We start from the raw sequence: 17,138 nt of genomic DNA, 5'->3' as shown, positions 1-17,138 counted from the left end.
CAGGATCTTTTGGACATGACATCGGAACTCCTACTTTCAAGTCTGAAGTTGATCATGCCGGAGCTGATCCTCGCGCTCGGTGCGATGGTCCTGCTGATGATCGGCGCGTTCGCCGGCCGCAAGAGCGGCCAGACGATCGTGGGTCTTGCCGTGTTCCTGCTGATCGCGGCCTTCGGCGCGTTGTTCTGGGCGGGCGAGGGCACGGCCTTCGGCGGTTCGCTGGTGTTCAACGACTTCACGCTGTTCATGCAGGCCTTGGCCCTGATCGGCGCGGCGCTGTCGATGATCCTGTCGGTCGGTCATGAGGAACCGGAATATCTCGACCGTTTCGAGTTTCCGGTGCTGATGCTGCTGTCAACCACCGGCATGCTGCTGATGACCTCGGCCAATGACATGCTCGCCTTCTATATGGGCCTCGAGCTGATGTCGCTGCCGCTCTACGTGATCGCCGCCATCAACCGCGACAGCCTGCGTTCCACCGAGGCGGGCCTGAAATATTTCGTGCTCGGCTCGCTGTCCTCCGGCATGCTGCTTTACGGCATCTCGCTGGTCTACGGCTTCACCGGCAATATCGGCTTCGGCCCGGTCGCAGCCGCGATCTCGGCCGGCGAAACCGGTCTCGGCTTCATCTTCGGCATGGTGTTCGTGCTCGCCGGCATCACCTTCAAGATTTCGGCGGTCCCGTTCCACATGTGGACGCCGGATGTCTACGAAGGCGCGCCGACGCCGGTCACCGCCTTCTTCGCCTCCGCGCCGAAGGTTGCGGCGATGGCGATCATCGTCCGGCTTCTGACCGAAGCCTTCGGCCCGGCCGCGGATGAATGGCGCCAGGTCGTGGTGTTCATCGCGATCGCCTCGATGGTGCTCGGCGCGTTCGCCGCGATCGGCCAGCGCAACATCAAGCGGCTGATGGCCTATTCCTCGATCACCCATATGGGCTATGCGCTGGTCGGCCTTGCCGCCGACAGCGAGGCGGGCGTCAAGGGCGTCGCGCTCTACATGGCGATCTACCTGTTCACCACGCTCGGCGTTTTCGCGATCATCATGGCGATGCGGCTGAAGGAAGGCGGCAATGTCGAGAATATCGACGATCTCGCCGGCCTTTCGACCACCAAGCCGGTGATGGCCGTCGTGCTGACGGCACTGATGTTCTCGCTTGCCGGCGTTCCGCCGCTTGCCGGCTTCTTCGGCAAGTATTTCGTGTTCCTGGCCGCTATCGATGCCAAGCTCTATACGCTGGCCATCATCGGTATCGTCTCCTCCGTGGTCGCCTGCTTCTACTATCTGCGCGTGATCAAGGTGATGTGGTTCGATGAGCCGACCGTCGAATTCTCCCGCGTCGCTGGCGAGCTTCGCTTCGTCTTCGGCATCAGCGGTCTGTTCGCGATCGGCTATCTCCTGTTCGGCGGTGCGCTGAACGATGCCGCGGAGGCTGCTGCGGCGGCTCTCTTCTAGGATGGCGGCAACAGATTTTGCCGTAGACGCCTACCGTCATGAAGCGCTCGATACCGTCGGCTCCACCAATAGCGAGGCGATGGATCGGGCGCGCGCCGGCGATCCCGGCCTGTTGTGGCTAACGGCTGAACGGCAGGAAACCGGCCGGGGACGGCGCGGACGCAACTGGGTGTCGGAGCGGGGCAATCTCTATGCCTCGCTTCTGGTTGTCGACCCCGCCCCCCAGGCGATGACGGCATCACTGCCGCTGGTGGCGGCGCTTGGCGTTCACGGCGCGATTTCACGGGTCATGGCCGATCACGACAACGAGATCGCGATCAAATGGCCGAACGATATCCTGATCGACCGCCGCAAGGTCTGTGGTATCCTGCTTGAAGCCGAGCGACTTGCCGATGGCAGGCTGGCCGTCGTGATCGGCATGGGCGTCAATGTGACGACCGGGCCGGATGACGCGCCTTACCCGATTGCCCGGGTTTCCGATTATGTCGCCGGCGCCGATCCCGCCACGCTGTTTGCGCATCTGTTTGAAACCATGGCGCAGGAACTTCAGATCTGGGATCGGGGCAGGGGCCTTGCCGAAACGGTGGCGCGCTGGCGCAGCGCGGCCTGCGGCATCAATGAACGTATTACCGTGAACCTTGCCCATGAGCAGGTTCCGGGGATTTTCGTCGGCATCGATGATGCCGGCATGCTGAAACTGGAAACGAAGGACGGCCTGCGCAGCTTTGCCGCGGGCGACGTGTTCTTCGACAATGGAATTGGATAACGCTTGATGGCGGACAATAACGCGGAACTGGTCTTCCTTCCCTTGGGAGGCCTTGGCGAAATCGGCATGAACCTGGCGCTTTACGGTTACGGACCGGCGAAAAAGCGCGAGTGGATCATGGTGGATTGCGGGGTCACCTTTCCCGGCCCGGATCTGCCCGGCGTCGACCTGGTTCTGCCCGATATCGAATTCGTGCGCGAGCAGCGCGACAATCTGAAGGCGATGATCATCACCCATGCGCATGAGGACCATTTCGGCGCGATCGCGACGCTGTGGCCCGGCCTCAACGTGCCGGTCTATGCCTCGCCCTTCACCGCCGGCCTGCTGGAGGCCAAGCGCGAATATGACAGCTGGATGCGCGAAATCCCGGTAACGATCTTCAAGGGCGGCGACACGATCAATGTCGGCCCGTTCACGGTCGAGGGCGTGCCGGTCAACCACTCCATCCCCGAGCCGATGGCGCTGGCGATCCGCACCCCGCTCGGCAATATCGTCCATACCGGCGACTGGAAGATCGACCACGCGCCGACGCTTGGGCCCAAGACCGACGAGGCCCGCTTCCGCGCGATCGGCGACGAGGGCGTGCTGGCGCTGATGTGCGATTCCACCAATGCCATGCGCGACGGCGTGTCGCCGTCGGAGGAGGAGGTTTCGGCAAGCCTCCGGAAGGTCATCGAGAACGCCGAGGGCCGCGTGGCGCTGACCACGTTTTCCTCCAATATCGGCCGTATCCGCTCGATCGCGAAGGCCGCGGACGAGGCGGGCCGCCAGGTGCTGCTGCTCGGCTCCTCGCTGAAGCGCGCGGTTGCCGTCGCCCGCGATCTCGGCCTGATGGAAGGCGTGAAGCCGTTCGTCGACGAGGACGAGTTCGGCTATATTCCGCGCGACAAAGTGGTCGCGATCCTGACCGGTTCGCAGGGCGAGAGCCGCGCGGCGCTGGCCAAGCTTTCGCGCGACGAGATGCGCAATGTGGCGCTTGCCGCCGGCGATCTCGTGGTGTTTTCCTCGCGCGCCATTCCGGGCAACGAGAAGGCGATCCAGGAGATCAAGAACGGTCTGGTGGAGCAGGGCGTCCATATCCTCACCGATGGCGAGGCGCTGGTGCATGTCTCCGGCCATCCGCGCCGCAACGAATTGAAGCAGATGTATGAATGGATCCGGCCCGAGATCCTCGTGCCCGTCCATGGCGAGGCCCAGCACCTGACCGCGCAGAAGGAACTGGGCGAGCAGAGCGGCATCGCCCAGGTTCCGCGTGTGCGGAACGGCGACCTGCTGCGTCTTGCGCCGGGTCCCGCCGAGGTGATCGGCCATGTCGAAGCGGGCCGCGTGTTCAAGGACGGCAAGCTGATCGGCGGGTTCGACGAAATGGGCATCGGCGATCGCCGCAAGCTCTCCTTCGTCGGTCATGTCTCGGTGAATGTCGTACTGAATTCGAAGTTCGAGTTTTCAGGCGATCCCGATGTCGTGCCGATCGGCCTTCCGGGTTTCGACGATGACGACGAGAAGATGGAGGACGTGCTGTTCGACGCTGTGCTGGGCGCCGTCGAAAGCATTCCGCGCTCGCGCCGCAAGGATCTCGGCATGGTCCGCGAAGCCATCCGCCGCTCCGTCCGCGCGGCGGCCAACGAGTGCTGGGGCAAGAAGCCGGTGGTGACGGTGTTTGTGAACAAGCTTGGGTGAGGGCTTATCGAGCAGGTCGATAAATTGCTCACAAGGTTTTGTTTTTGAATCCGGAGCAGCTATTGGCATGCCGTGGTCTTAATCACGGCGTTGCAGCCCCAATCTCCCCCTTGAGGGGGAGATGTCGCGTAAGCGACAGAGAGGGGTAAAGGGCGTAAGCCCTAAAAGCCGAATTTGCCGAGAGGGTTCACCCCTCTCTGCCCCTGTCGGGGCATCTCCCCCTCAAAGGGGGGAGATTGTGGGCTGAGAGCTCGTTGGAAGTCGGTAGGCGAAATGCCGCTGCGTCCGCTGCCGGATTCGAGCGGCTTCCCAACCTCACGCCGAAAGCATAAGATCCATGTTCTGAACCGCCGCGCCCGAGGCGCCCTTGCCGAGGTTATCGAACTGGGCCACCAGATTGACTTGGCTGCCGCTGCCGAAGACGTAGAGCCGCATGATATCCTGGCCGGCGAGTTCCTCGGCGTTGAGGCGCGGCAAGGCGGCGCTTGTTTCAAGCGGGGCCACCTGCACGATGTCCTGTCCGGCGTAGTATTCGGCAAGCGTTGCGTGGATGCTCTCCGCCGTCTGGTCGCCTTCGAGGTCTTCCAGATAGAGCGGCACCTGCACCAGCATGCCCTGCGCGAAGCGGCCGACGGAGGGCGAGAAGATCGGCGGGCGGGAGAGCAGGCCGTGGGTCGTCATCTCCGGCACGTGCTTGTGCTTGAGGCTGAGCCCGTAGAGGAAATACGGCGCGTCGATATGGTCGTCGCGGCTCGCGTCCTCCATCTGCGCGATCATGGTCTTGCCGCCGCCGGTATAGCCGGAGACCGCGTTGATCGTGACCGGGTAGCTGTCGGGCACAATACCGGCAGCCCTCAGCGGCCGGATCAGGCCGATCGCGCCGGTGGGATAGCACCCGGGATTGGCCACATGGCGGGCGGCGCGGATGCGCCCGGCCTGGGCCTTGTCCATCTCGGCAAAGCCATAGGCCCAGTCGGGATCGGTGCGGTAGGCGGTGGAGGTGTCGATGACGCGGACCTTGTTGTTGCCGGAAAGCATGGCGACGGCCTCCCTGGAGGCGTCATCCGGCAGGCACAGGATCGCGATATCGGCGCTGTTGAGCATATCCTCGCGCATCGCGGCATTGCGCCGTTCCTCATGCGGGATCGACAGCATCTCGACATCGCGGCGGCTTTCCATGCGGCTGCGGATCTGCAGGCCGGTGGTGCCGTGTTCGCCGTCGATGAAGATTTTCGCTGCCATGGTCTCGTCCTTCGATGGGGATTACGCAGCGTTATATAGAGCGGGCCGGGCCGGCCCGCAATCATTCTGTACCGCAATCATTGAGTCGGGCTGGCGGCCTCAGGGCTGCTTGACGTCGCGGAAGATCATTTCCGGCAGGCTGCCGACGGCGGGGTAGAGCGGGATCAGGCAGGCCTGGAGGGCGTGATAGATATCGCTCTTGCCGGGAAACAGCGTGGCCTGCGGCACCAGATCCTCAGACAATTCCTCATGCCAGCCGCCATTTTCATGATCGAGCAGGTGGTTGGCGATGAAGCTCCACTGCTTGCGATAGGCATACATGTGCATGTCCTCGCCGAAATGGGCGGTGAGGAAGTGGGTGGCGCCGATGCCCTCGGCATGCGGCCACCAGAGCTTCGCCCGGTTCTTCGGCTGGTTGTTCCAGTCGAGCGTGTAGAAGATGCCGCGCTTTTCGAAGTCCCAGCCGAACTTGAAGGCCGAGACGAACAGTTCGCGCGCCGCCTTCGGCATCCACTCATGCGAGCGGCCGGTGAGCGTGTAGAGCTGGAGCAGAAGCCGGGTCCATTCCAGCCAGTGGCCGGGCGTGGTGCCGGAGGGGCGGAACATTTCGTTGCCGGAATAGTTGTAATCAACCTTCCAGTCTTCGGTGAAGTGTTCGGCCACGCGATATTCGCACGCCGTCGCATGCTTCTTGATGATCAGTTCGGCGATGCGCTTGGCCTTGGTGAGGTATTCGACATCGCCGGTCACCTCATAGGCTTCCATCAGCGCCTCGGTCATGTGCATGTTGCAGTTCTGGCCGCGATAGCCGGGTACCGGCGTCCAGTCGGTCTCGAATTCCTCGGCGACCGCGCCATGCTGTTCTTCCCAGAAGCGGGTGTTGATCACTTCTGTCACGTCCGCGATCATGGCGTCGGCCAGCGGATGGCCGGCGAACTTGGCGGAGGAGGCGGCCAGCAGCACGAAGGCATGGCCATAGGCCTGCTTGGTGGGTTCTCCGCACGGGCCGTCATTGTCGACCTGCCAGAAATAGCCGCCATGCTGCTTGTCGCGGTGATGCTCCCACAGATAATTCATGCCGTGGTCCAACAGGTCGTCGCAGCCGGGACGGCCGAGAAGGTGGCCGATCGCCATGCAGTGGACCATGCGGGTCGTCGTGTGGATGCCGCGCACCGGATTGTCGCCGCCGGTCGGGCGACCTAGCTTGTCGAACTCGTAAAAGCCGCCCTTCGGATTGATCGAACGGTACTGGAAGTAATCGAATAGTTTGTTTGCCTGCTGCATCAGCCATTCGCGGTGATAGGGCCTCTTGATCCAGCGCGGCGGGGCGACCAGCGTATTGATCTTCGGCTTCATGGCAAATCCTCCAATTTGTGCGGCCGGAACCGGCCATGCTATGCAGGCACGCCGGCAAGCCCAGCGTGTGACGATTGATTAAGGTATATCGCGCTCACGACATCATCACAATTCTGATTTGCATCGTCCTTGATCATGCGCAAACAATGAAACACATAGGTGACAGCTGCGTCGCGCGCTGAATGGGTTGAAATCGGGCGCTATATATTGACATAAAGATATCTTTATGTGATCTCGCAGCTTCAAATTCTGGAGATGAGTGATGTTTGACGACCTGTTCGGGGAAGAAGCGCCGAAGCGCGACGGCAAGGAAATCCGCGCCGCGCTGGAAAAGGCCGCGCGCGAGCGCATTCTGGTTCTCGACGGCGCGATGGGCACGCAGATCCAGGGGCTCGGCTTCGACGAGGATCATTTCCGCGGCGACCGCTTCATCGGCTGCGCCTGCCACCAGAAGGGCAATAACGACCTGCTGATCCTGTCGCAGCCCAAGGCGGTTGAGGATATCCACTTCGCCTATGCCATGGCGGGCGCGGACATCATCGAGACCAATACGTTTTCCGGCACGCGGATCGCGCAGGCCGATTACCAGATGGAAAACATCGTTTACGATCTGAACCGGGACGGTGCGCGGGTTGCCCGCCGCGCCGCGATCCGGGCGGAAAAGGAAGATGGCCGCAGGCGGTTCGTCGCCGGCGCCGTCGGCCCGACCAACCGCACGGCCTCGATCTCGCCGGACGTCAATAACCCCGGCTACCGCGCTGTTTCCTTTGATCAATTGCGCGACGCCTATCGCGAGCAGATCAACGGGTTGATCGATGGCGGATCGGATCTGATCCTGATCGAGACGATCTTCGATACCCTGAATGCCAAGGCTGCGGTGTTCGCCGCGCGTCAGGCTTTCCGCGAAAAGGGCATCGAACTGCCGCTGATGATCTCCGGCACGATCACTGACCTTTCCGGCCGCACGCTTTCCGGCCAGACGCCGACCGCGTTCTGGAATTCGTTGTCGCATGCCGACGCTTTCACGATCGGACTCAACTGTGCGTTGGGCGCGGATGCCATGCTGCCGCACCTGCAGGAACTCTCCGGCGTCGCCGATACCTTCATCTGCGCCTATCCCAATGCCGGCTTGCCGAACGAGTTCGGTCTCTATGATCAGGATCCCGACGAGATGGCCGCGCTGATCCGGCCGTTCGCGGAGCAGGGGCTCGTCAATGTCATCGGCGGCTGTTGCGGCTCCACGCCGGAGCATATTGCGAAAATCCGCGACACGGTTGCCGAATTCGCCCCGCGCGAGGTGCCGGAGCACCGCGCCGTCATGTCGCTCTCGGGGCTCGAGCCGTTCACGCTGACCAGGGACATTCCCTTCGTCAATGTCGGCGAGCGCACCAATGTCACAGGCTCGGCCAAATTCCGCAAGCTGATCACCAATGCCGATTACGCGGCCGCCCTCGATGTCGCCCGCGATCAGGTGGAAGCCGGCGCGCAGATCATCGACATCAACATGGATGAGGGCCTGATCGATTCTGAAAAGGCCATGGTCGAATATCTCAACCTGATCGCCGCCGAACCGGATATCGCCCGCGTGCCGCTGATGATCGACTCCTCCAAATGGGAGATCATCGAGGCCGGGCTGAAATGCGCGCAGGGCAAGTCGCTGGTGAACTCGATCTCGCTGAAGGAAGGCGAGGAACAATTCATCGAGCGCGCGCAGCTCATCCGCGATTATGGCGCGGCGACCGTGGTGATGGCGTTTGACGAGCAGGGTCAGGCCGACACCTATGAGCGCAAGGTGGAAATCTGCACGCGGGCCTATAAAATCCTCACGGAAAAGGTCGGCTTTCCGCCGGAAGATATTGTTTTCGATCCGAATATCTTCGCCGTTGCCACCGGCATCGAGGAGCATGACAATTACGGCGTCGACTTTCTGGAGGCCACCAAGACCATCCGCGAGACGCTGCCGGGCGCGCATATTTCCGGTGGCGTGTCGAACCTCTCCTTCTCGTTCCGGGGCAACGAGCCGGTGCGCCAGGCGATGCATGCCGTGTTCCTCTACCACGCCATTCAGGCGGGCATGGACATGGGCATCGTCAATGCCGGTCAGCTGATCGTCTATGAGAGCATCGATCCGGAGCTGCGCGAGGCCTGCGAGGACGTGGTGATGAACCGCCGTTCGGATGCGACCGAGCGTCTGCTGGAGATCGCCGAGCGCTTCCGCGGCACGGGCAAGACCGAGGAGCGCAAGCAGGACCTCGCCTGGCGCGAATGGCCGGTCGAGAAGCGGCTGGAACATGCGCTGGTCAACGGCATCACCGAATATATCGAGGCCGATGTCGAGGAAGCCCGGCAGGCTGCCGAACGCCCGCTGCACGTCATCGAAGGACCGCTGATGGCCGGCATGAACGTCGTTGGCGACCTGTTCGGCGCGGGCAAGATGTTCCTGCCGCAGGTGGTGAAATCCGCCCGCGTGATGAAGCAGGGCGTGGCCGTGCTGCTGCCCTATATGGAAGAGGAGAAGCGCCTCAATGGCGGCGAGCAGGGTCAGGCCGCCGGCAAGGTGATCATGGCGACCGTCAAGGGCGACGTCCACGATATCGGCAAGAACATCGTTGGCGTCGTGCTCGCCTGCAACAATTACGAGATCATCGATCTCGGCGTGATGGTGCCGTCGGAAAAGATCCTCGCCGCCGCCAAGGAGCACAAGGCCGATATCATCGGGCTTTCCGGCCTGATCACGCCCTCGCTCGACGAAATGGTGCATGTCGCCGCCGAAATGGAGCGGCAGGGCTTCGATATTCCGCTGCTGATCGGTGGGGCAACCACCAGCCGCGTCCATACGGCGGTGAAGATCCATCCGGCCTATGAGAAGGGGCAGGCGATCTATGTGACCGACGCCAGCCGTGCGGTCGGCGTGGTCTCCTCGCTGCTGACGCCGGAGGCGCGGGACAACTATATCGGCAATATCCGCGCCGAATATGCCAAGGTCGCCGATGCCCACCGCAAGGCCGAGGCCGCCAAGAACCGCCTGCCGCTGCCGGCCGCCCGCGCCAATGCGGTGAAGATCGACTGGAACGCCTACGAGCCGACCCGGCCATCCTTCCTGGGCACCAAGACCTTCGAGGATTACGACCTCGAAACGCTGGCGCGCTATATCGACTGGACGCCGTTCTTCCAGACCTGGGAGCTGAGGGGCCGTTATCCCGATATCCTGAAAGACGAGAAGCAGGGCGAGACCGCACGGCAACTGTTTGACGACGCCCAGGCGATGCTGAAAAAGATCATCGACGAGAAGTGGTTCCGCCCGCGCGCCGTGATCGGCTTCTGGCCGGCGAACGCCATCGGCGACGATATCCGGCTTTACAAGGATGAGGGGCGCACAGAAGAGCTTGCCACCTTCTTCACGCTTCGCCAGCAGCTCTCCAAGCGCGGCGACCGCCCGAATGTGGCGCTGTCCGATTTCGTCGCCCCGTTCGACAGTGGCAAGCAGGACTATGTCGGCGGCTTCGTGGTGACGGCGGGGTTCGAGGAAATCGCGATCGCCGAGCGCTTCGAGCGCGCCAATGACGACTATTCCTCGATCATGGTCAAGGCGCTCGCCGACCGCTTCGCCGAGGCCTTCGCCGAATGCATGCACGAACAGGTGCGGCGCGAATATTGGGGCTATGCGCCGGACGAAGCGCTTTCGAATGCCGAGCTGATCGGCGAAGGCTATGGCGGCATCCGCCCGGCGCCCGGCTACCCGGCCCAGCCCGACCATACCGAGAAGAAGACACTGTTCAATCTTCTCGATGCGACCGATGCGACCGGCGTGGAACTGACGGAAAGCTACGCGATGTGGCCCGGCTCCTCCGTCTCCGGCATCTATATCGGCCATCCCGACAGCTATTATTTCGGGGTCGCCAAGGTCGAGCGCGATCAGGTGGAGGACTACGCCAGGCGCAAGGGCATGAGCATCGAGGAGACTGAACGCTGGCTCTCCCCGATCCTCAACTACATTCCGGCCGACGCCAAGCCGGTGGACGACGCCGCCTGAGCGGCGGCGCCATCGGGCATCAGAATGTGAGCCCGCAAGCCCGCCGGATCGCGATCTGAACCGGAGAAGGCGGAAGCGCCGGATCGAACTCGCCGACAGGCAGCAGCGGCGGCTGGGCCATGAAGCGCGGCGTCGTGCCGCGATGCGGCTGAGCGCGGTGCACCAGGAACGGATGGCAGAGATAGACCGTGCCCGCCGGACCCGTCGCCTCGACTTCCGGGCAGTCGCCGGTTGAGGCGTAGCCGTCGGCCGAGAGCGCCCGCAGGGACAGGCCCGCCTCGCCATGCGGCAGAAGCTGCCGCGCGATCGCGGCGTGCGACCCGACCCGGATGATGGTTGGCGCGTCGCATTCGCCGACATCGGAAAACAGGAACAGCATCAGGAGAGACCGTCCGGTGCTCTTCACATTCGCCCGCCATTCCATGAAGTCCGGATTGTCGAAGCCGAAGCTGACATCGACATGCCAGCCGTCATCGCCGGCAGGCGTTGGCGAGGGAAAGCGGATCGGGAAGGTGCCGAGGCCGCGGGGCGCGACCCAGCGTCCCTTGCCCGCCAACTGGTCGTAACAGCGCTGAAGGCGCGGCGTGTTGGCGGCTTCCACAAAGGGCGGCGCAGCCATCGACCCGATCCGGATCACCGGTTCGGTCCAGGCCTCCGGCGCGACCGGCGACAACCCCATCGCCCGCCACAGCGCTGCGCGGCACTCTTCCGCAAGCGCGGCGCTGAAGGCTTGATCGACCCGCACATAACCGTCTTCGATAAAGGATGAGACCTGAGCGTCGCTCAGGCCCACAGAATGATGTTCTGGCATATCAACATTTCTCCTGCGGGGCGTCGCATGGCGCGGCCCCGTTAAAACCAAATCCGAAAATCCGCTCATGGCGGTGTTCTCAGTTCAGCGGAAAAAATGTTGCCTTCATCATCATCGCTTCATTCTACACTGGCTGTCCGACGGGACAAGTCAGGTTTGGGCCGCCGCGGCGGCCTCGTCATCCAGCTTGCTGGCGCGGATGAAGGCCGGGCGGGCGGCGATGCGCTCGGCATAGGCCGCAAAGGAATCGCGCTTGTCGAACGTGCCGAACTGCAGGCCCCAGTTGACCTGGGCGCCGACATAGACATCGGCGGCGCTGAAGCTGTCGCCGGCAACGAACCGGTTTTCCGACAGCCATTTGTCGAGCGTATCCATGACATGCTCGAAATTGCCGTAGCCGACCGAGCGTTCCCGTTCGGCCGGAACGACAAAGCCGAAACTGTTGTTGACGATGGCTGCTTCGAGCGGGCCGGCGGCGAAGAACAGCCAGCGGTAGTAGGAGGCGCGCTCGGCGGGCGGCGGCGCAAGCCCTGCCTCGGGAAAGGCGTCGGCGAGATAGGCGCAGATCGCCGCGCATTCCGTCACCACATCGCCGTCATGGACAATCGCCGGCACCTTGCCCATCGGGTTGATGGCAAGATAGGCTGGCTCTTTCATCGTGCCGTTATAGGTCAAAATGCGGGTTTCGTACTCGGTCCCGACCTCCTCCAGCATCCAGCGGGCGATCCGCGCGCGCGACAGCGGGTTGGTGTACAAGGTAATTCTGCTCATCATTCCCCCTTGGTGTTCGCTTTATGTTCTATTTGGCCGTCAGCTGGAAATCAAGACCTAAATGACGAGCGGTCGCTGGGGGTGAAGCGGAGTTTAGCCTAGCGTCGGTTCGGACGTCGTTTGGCGGTAAACGTCAAGCGCCGCTCGGGCCGCGGGCCTCTCCCAGCGCTGTCTGTTCGTCTTCGCTCAGAACCCGGGACCGGGTCAGAAACCGTTTCTCGCGGCCATTGTCGAGGCTGAACATGCCGCCGCGGCCGGGCACCACGTCGAGGATGAGCTGAGTATGCTTCCAGGCGGCAAATTGCGGGCCGGATATCCAGACTTCCGCCCCTTCCACTTCGCCCAGCAGAACATCGCCGCTGCCGAGATGGAATTCGGATTTCGGATAACACATCGGCGACGAGCCGTCGCAGCAGCCGCCGGATTGGTGGAACATGATCTCGCCATACTCGGACTGGATTTCCCGTATCAGCGCGCGTGCCGCAAGCGTGGCGGTGACGCGGCAATTGGGCTCAGCGCCCTCCGGCAGTATCATATCCGTGACGCAGGTGATTGCTGGGTTTTCCATTTTACCTTCCTTCCATTGCCGTCGGCGGACGGAGCGCATGCGCTCCGTCCGCCTTCCAGGGAGGAGGGGGCTTGTCACCCTCTTCTTGTGTTCTCAGAAGAAGCCGACCTTCTCGGTCGAGTAGCTGACCAGGAGGTTCTTGGTCTGCTGATAGTGGTCGAGCATCATCTTGTGGGTCTCGCGCCCGATGCCGGACTGCTTGTAGCCGCCGAAGGCCGCATGCGCCGGATAGGCGTGGTAGTTGTTGACCCAGACGCGCCCGGCCTGAATGTGGCGGCCGAAGCGGTAGCAGGTATTGGCATCGCGCGACCACACGCCGGCGCCAAGGCCGTAAAGCGTGTCATTGGCGATTTCGAGCGCTTCCGCCTCATCCTTGAAGGTGGTGACGGAGACGACGGGTCCGAAGATTTCTTCCTGGAACACACGCATCTTGTTGTGCCCCTTGAGGATCGTCGGCTCGATATAATAGCCGCCCGAAAGCTCGCCGCCGAGATCGGCCGCCTTGCCGCCCAGCAGAACCTCCGCGCCTTCCTGACGGCCGATATCGAAATAGCTCAGGATCTTCTCCTTCTGCTCGCTCGATGCCTGGGCGCCGATCATGGTATTGTCGGCGCGGGGGTCGCCCTGGATGATCGCCTTGGTGCGGGCGATGGCGCGTTCCATGAAGGCGTCGTAGATATCCTCCTGGATCAGCGCGCGGGACGGGCACGTGCAGACCTCGCCCTGGTTGAGCGCGAAGAACACGAAGCCTTCCACCGCCTTGTCGAGGAAGCCGTCATCCTCGCGCATCACATCCTTGAAGAAGATGTTGGGCGATTTGCCGCCGAGCTCCAGCGTCACCGGAATGAGGTTTTCGGTGGCGTACTGCATGATCAGCCGGCCGGTCGTGGTTTCGCCGGTAAAGGCGATCTTGGCGATGCGCGGGCTCTGCGCCAGCGGCTTGCCGGCTTCAAGACCGAAGCCGTTGACGATGTTGAGCACGCCGGGCGGCAGAATGTCGGCGATCAGCTCCGCCAGCACCAGGATAGAGGCGGGTGTCTGCTCGGCGGGCTTCAGCACCACGCAATTGCCGGCGGCAATCGCCGGCGCCAGCTTCCAGGCGGCCATCAGGATCGGGAAGTTCCAGGGGATGATCTGGCCGACCACGCCGAGCGGCTCGTGGAAGTGATAGGCGACGGTATCGTCGTCGATCTCGCTCATCGTGCCTTCCTGGGCGCGAAGCGCAGAGGCAAAGTAGCGGAAATGGTCGGCAGCGAGCGGGATATCGGCGTTCATGGTCTCGCGGATCGGCTTGCCATTGTCCCAGGTCTCGCAGGTGGCGATCAGGGCAAGGTTGGCCTCGATCACATCCGCGATCTTCAGCAGCGCGCGAGCGCGGTCGGCCGGCGAAGTCGAACCCCATTTCGCCTTGGCGGCATGGGCCGCATCCAGCGCGAGTTCTATATCGGCGGCGTCGGAACGGGCGATCTCGTTAATCGCTGCCCCGGTGATCGGTGTGGTGTTGGTGAAATAGCGGCCGTTTTTCGGCGGTACAAACTTGCCGCCGATGAAATTGTCATAGCGGTCCTTGAAGGGGGATTTCAAAAGCCCTTCGGGTTTGGTCATCTCGTTCATAACAGTTCCTCCCAGAAATCATGCTGAACTTTGGTGATGGGCCAAGTTTCGATGGATCATCGCTGCTTGTCATCCGCCGCAAACCGGCAGAGATCGGACTCTGTCTCGCAATTGAGACAGTTTTCCGCGCCAAAGATGTTGATCTGGTGAGGAGATTGCGGCGACCGGTATGAACGACGCCGAAGTCGCGTCGTTTCCGTCTAGTTCTGCTCGAATCGCGATTGCAGGCCGAGGCGCTTCATGCGGCGATAGAGCGTGGCGCGGCCGATGCCCAGATCCTCTGCTGCACGGCTTGCATTGCCGCGCCGGCGGGCGAGCGCCTTGAGAATGGCGGAGCGTTCCGCTGAGGCGAATCCGCTCTCTGGAGCCCCTTTCGCCAGCAGGTCGTCGGCCGGAACCGGGGAGAACCGGCCCGCGGCCACAAGCCCCAGCGTCAGCCGCGCGGCGCGGGTTGCGCCGACCACGAGGTCGTTCTCATCGACGGCGACCAGCGCGGCGGCATCACCGCCGGCGGATTCCGTGTCATCGTCATCATCCACGAGAATGATTCGCTGACCGCTATGGTCATGGCGGAAGCAGTCCGCCTCGATTTGCCGCGCCGCCTGGCGCACGAGCGCGGCGATGAGCTGGTTGGCGGAAGCGGTCTGGTCGCTGCGGGCGGAGGAAATGTCGAGCGCGCCGATCAGCCGGCCATCCGCGCCATAGATCGGGGCGTCGATGCAACTCATGGCGATGTTGCGATCCAGAAAATGCTCGTCGCGATGAATGATGAGCGGCCGTTCCTCCGCAAGGCAGGTGCCGATGCCATTCGTGCCCACGGCGGCCTCCGACCAGCTTCGGCCCGGCCGCAGGCCCCAGCTTTCGAAACTCGACTGGTCGCCGCTGCGCCAGCGCGCATCAAGAACGACGCCATCGGCATCGCTCAGGAAAACGCCGCAGGCAGAGAGCGAGACGCATTTATAGAGGTGATCGAGCCGGGCGCGGGCGACATGCATCAGAAGATCGGATTTCTCTATCCGCTGCCTCAGTTCAAGCTCGGACAGCGTCTCGGCGCGGCGCGTTCTGGCGCTGGCCGGGTCGAGCCCGTGCTGAACCAGCGAGCGCCACCATGATGCTGCGACAGGCGAGCGCGCCGGTCCGTTGGCCGACAGCGCCGTCGCGGTCACGATGTCAGCATGGGCACGGTTTTCCGCCGGCCTTGACGTATAAGCCATCGCTGTCTCCTCCCGCTTCCGGTGCGCACATCTGCGGTGCCGCTCCCGGTCTCCTCGGCGGTTTACGCGGATATTGTGATCCAAAACGAAGCGAGAGTGAAGGGATTTCGGCGCGAAGTGGTATCAGACTTTGGTGAAGAAACCGGATTTCCGTTGCCGGAGTGCAGGCAGGACGACACAGTCGAGGAAAGCAGAAACCCGGCGCGAGGGCCGGGTTTTCGGTATTCATCGCTGAAGGCGTCGGCCTCAGGCCGCCATCGCCTTCTGGAGGTTTTCATCGATCTTGTCGAGGAAGGCGGTGGTCGAGAGCCAGGGCTGGTCGGGGCCGATCAACAGCGCCAGGTCCTTGGTCATGTGGCCGCTTTCGACGGTGTCGACGCAGACCTTTTCCAACGTTTCGGCGAAGTGGATCAGGTCCTGGTTGTCGTCGAGCTTGCCGCGATGGGCCAGACCGCGCGTCCAGGCGAAGATCGAGGCGATCGAGTTGGTCGAGGTTTCCTGACCCTTCTGGTGCTGGCGGTAGTGGCGGGTCACCGTGCCGTGGGCGGCTTCGGCTTCCACCGTCTTGCCGTCCGGCGTCATCAGGACCGAGGTCATCAGGCCGAGCGATCCGAAGCCCTGGGCAACGATGTCGGACTGGACGTCGCCGTCATAGTTCTTGCAGGCCCAGACATACCCGCCGGACCACTTCAGCGCGGCCGCGACCATGTCGTCGATCAGGCGATGCTCGTACCAGATCTTCTTCTTTTCATATTCGGCCTTGAACTCGGCCTCGTAGACTTCCTGGAACAGGTCCTTGAAGCGGCCGTCATAAGCCTTGAGGATGGTGTTCTTGGTGGAGAGGTAGCAGGGTACGCCGCGCATCAGGGCGTAGTTCAGCGAAGCGCGGGCGAAGTCGCGGATCGAATCGTCGAGGTTGTACATCGCCATGGCAACGCCGGAGGAGGGAGCGTCGAACACTTCATGCTCGATTTCCTTGCCGTCCTCGCCGACGAACTTGATCGTAAGCTTGCCCTTGCCGGGGAAGCGGAAATCGGTGGCGCGGTACTGGTCGCCGAAGGCGTGACGGCCGACGATGATCGGCTGGGTCCAGCCCGGCACCAGGCGCGGCACGTTCTGCATGATGATCGGCTCGCGGAAGATAACGCCGCCAAGGATGTTGCGGATCGTGCCGTTCGGCGAGCGCCACATCTTCTTCAGGCCGAATTCCTCGACGCGGGCTTCGTCTGGCGTGATGGTCGCGCATTTGATGCCGACGCCGTGCTTCTTGATGGCGTTGGCGGCATCGACGGTGACCTGGTCGTCGGTGGCGTCGCGGTTCTGGACCGACAGGTCGTAATATTCGATCGGCAGGTCGAGATAGGGCAGGATCAGCTTTTCCTTGATGAACTGCCAGATGATGCGCGTCATTTCATCGCCGTCGAGATCGACAACCGGGTTTGCCACCTTGATCTTCGTCATGCTTCTTCCTCGTCTGCGGGGCCTGAAAGCCCGTGTTTTAACGTTTCCCGAGGGCTATAGCATTGCGGTCGCGGGGAAAAAAGGCATGGCGCGCCGAAACTTTGCGAAAAGTGTGTGTGGGCAGGGTCCGCCTCTGGATTGGTGATGTAACAAGTGTTATGATTGTA

The 17,138-nt window shown here is 62.6% G+C and carries 12 protein-coding genes; 4 read left to right on the top strand and 8 right to left on the bottom strand.

The genetic code is table 11. The features are described from left to right. Positions 1-15 precede the first annotated feature (15 nt). The 3 genes from nuoN to Mame_RS16635 are packed head-to-tail and all read left to right on the top strand — an operon-like array spanning position 16 to position 3,901. Positions 16-1,455 carry an NADH-quinone oxidoreductase subunit NuoN gene (nuoN, locus tag Mame_RS16645; RefSeq protein WP_026173390.1) on the top strand — a complete coding sequence of 480 codons (1,440 nt, stop codon included), beginning with the start codon at positions 16-18 and terminating at the stop codon, positions 1,453-1,455. Position 1,456: 1 nt separating this feature from the next. Next, positions 1,457-2,221 (top strand): biotin--[acetyl-CoA-carboxylase] ligase, encoded by a 765-nt coding sequence (locus Mame_RS16640; protein ID WP_018064306.1) that lies wholly within the window; start codon positions 1,457-1,459, stop codon positions 2,219-2,221. 6 nt (positions 2,222-2,227) lie between these two features. After that, entirely contained in the window at positions 2,228-3,901 is a 1,674-nt protein-coding gene (locus Mame_RS16635; RefSeq protein ID WP_018064305.1) for a ribonuclease J, read from the top strand. 315 nt (positions 3,902-4,216) lie between these two features. On the opposite strand, the gene argC is transcribed toward Mame_RS16635, so the two are convergent. Together argC and Mame_RS16625 are read right to left on the bottom strand one after the other, a co-directional pair. After that, entirely contained in the window at positions 4,217-5,143 is a 927-nt protein-coding gene (gene argC, locus Mame_RS16630) for an N-acetyl-gamma-glutamyl-phosphate reductase (RefSeq protein ID WP_018064304.1), read from the bottom strand. 99 nt (positions 5,144-5,242) lie between these two features. After that, positions 5,243-6,499, bottom strand: a complete 1,257-nt coding sequence (locus Mame_RS16625; RefSeq protein ID WP_018064303.1) for an AGE family epimerase/isomerase — start codon at positions 6,497-6,499, stop codon at positions 5,243-5,245. Between the two features lie 262 nt (positions 6,500-6,761). On the opposite strand from Mame_RS16625, the gene metH reads away from it, so the two are divergent. Next, entirely contained in the window at positions 6,762-10,532 is a 3,771-nt protein-coding gene (gene metH, locus Mame_RS16620; protein WP_018064302.1) for a methionine synthase, read from the top strand. Positions 10,533-10,551: 19 nt separating this feature from the next. On the opposite strand, the gene Mame_RS16615 is transcribed toward metH, so the two are convergent. From Mame_RS16615 to Mame_RS16590, 6 genes are all read right to left on the bottom strand, one after another. After that, a complete protein-coding gene (locus tag Mame_RS16615) occupies positions 10,552-11,343 on the bottom strand; it encodes a phytanoyl-CoA dioxygenase family protein (protein ID WP_018064301.1) in 792 nt (263 codons plus the stop codon). A 150-nt stretch (positions 11,344-11,493) separates the two neighbouring features. After that, positions 11,494-12,117 carry a glutathione S-transferase family protein gene (locus tag Mame_RS16610; protein ID WP_026173389.1) on the bottom strand — a complete coding sequence of 208 codons (624 nt, stop codon included), beginning with the start codon at positions 12,115-12,117 and terminating at the stop codon, positions 11,494-11,496. A 130-nt stretch (positions 12,118-12,247) separates the two neighbouring features. After that, positions 12,248-12,649, bottom strand: a complete 402-nt coding sequence (locus Mame_RS16605; protein ID WP_033409888.1) for a DUF779 domain-containing protein — start codon at positions 12,647-12,649, stop codon at positions 12,248-12,250. A gap of 126 nt (positions 12,650-12,775) precedes the next feature. Beyond that, a complete protein-coding gene (gene adh / locus Mame_RS16600) occupies positions 12,776-14,287 on the bottom strand; it encodes an aldehyde dehydrogenase (protein WP_210162242.1) in 1,512 nt (503 codons plus the stop codon). 209 nt (positions 14,288-14,496) lie between these two features. Then, entirely contained in the window at positions 14,497-15,510 is a 1,014-nt protein-coding gene (locus Mame_RS16595; protein ID WP_018064297.1) for a GAF domain-containing protein, read from the bottom strand. 246 nt (positions 15,511-15,756) lie between these two features. Further along, positions 15,757-16,971, bottom strand: a complete 1,215-nt coding sequence (locus Mame_RS16590) for an NADP-dependent isocitrate dehydrogenase (RefSeq protein ID WP_018064296.1) — start codon at positions 16,969-16,971, stop codon at positions 15,757-15,759. Between the last annotated feature and the right edge of the window lie 167 nt (positions 16,972-17,138).

The organism is Martelella mediterranea DSM 17316 (genome assembly GCF_002043005.1).
Lineage (GTDB): Bacteria > Pseudomonadota > Alphaproteobacteria > Rhizobiales > Rhizobiaceae > Martelella > Martelella mediterranea.
The sequence above is the reverse complement of the archived record's forward strand: the minus strand, read 5'-3'. Positions and strand labels throughout refer to the sequence as shown.

Coding starts and splice junctions, on each gene's coding strand:
- Mame_RS16640 (WP_018064306.1), top strand. CDS start 1,457: ATGGCGGCAACAGATTTTGCCGTAGACGCCTACCGTCATGAAGCGCTC.
- argC (WP_018064304.1), bottom strand. CDS start 5,143: ATGGCAGCGAAAATCTTCATCGACGGCGAACACGGCACCACCGGCCTG.
- Mame_RS16610 (WP_026173389.1), bottom strand. CDS start 12,117: ATGATGAGCAGAATTACCTTGTACACCAACCCGCTGTCGCGCGCGCGG.
- metH (WP_018064302.1), top strand. CDS start 6,762: ATGTTTGACGACCTGTTCGGGGAAGAAGCGCCGAAGCGCGACGGCAAG.
- Mame_RS16635 (WP_018064305.1), top strand. CDS start 2,228: ATGGCGGACAATAACGCGGAACTGGTCTTCCTTCCCTTGGGAGGCCTT.
- Mame_RS16605 (WP_033409888.1), bottom strand. CDS start 12,649: ATGATACTGCCGGAGGGCGCTGAGCCCAATTGCCGCGTCACCGCCACG.
- Mame_RS16625 (WP_018064303.1), bottom strand. CDS start 6,499: ATGAAGCCGAAGATCAATACGCTGGTCGCCCCGCCGCGCTGGATCAAG.
- adh (WP_210162242.1), bottom strand. CDS start 14,287: ATGACCAAACCCGAAGGGCTTTTGAAATCCCCCTTCAAGGACCGCTAT.
- Mame_RS16590 (WP_018064296.1), bottom strand. CDS start 16,971: ATGACGAAGATCAAGGTGGCAAACCCGGTTGTCGATCTCGACGGCGAT.
- nuoN (WP_026173390.1), top strand. CDS start 16: ATGACATCGGAACTCCTACTTTCAAGTCTGAAGTTGATCATGCCGGAG.
- Mame_RS16595 (WP_018064297.1), bottom strand. CDS start 15,510: ATGGCTTATACGTCAAGGCCGGCGGAAAACCGTGCCCATGCTGACATC.
- Mame_RS16615 (WP_018064301.1), bottom strand. CDS start 11,343: ATGCCAGAACATCATTCTGTGGGCCTGAGCGACGCTCAGGTCTCATCC.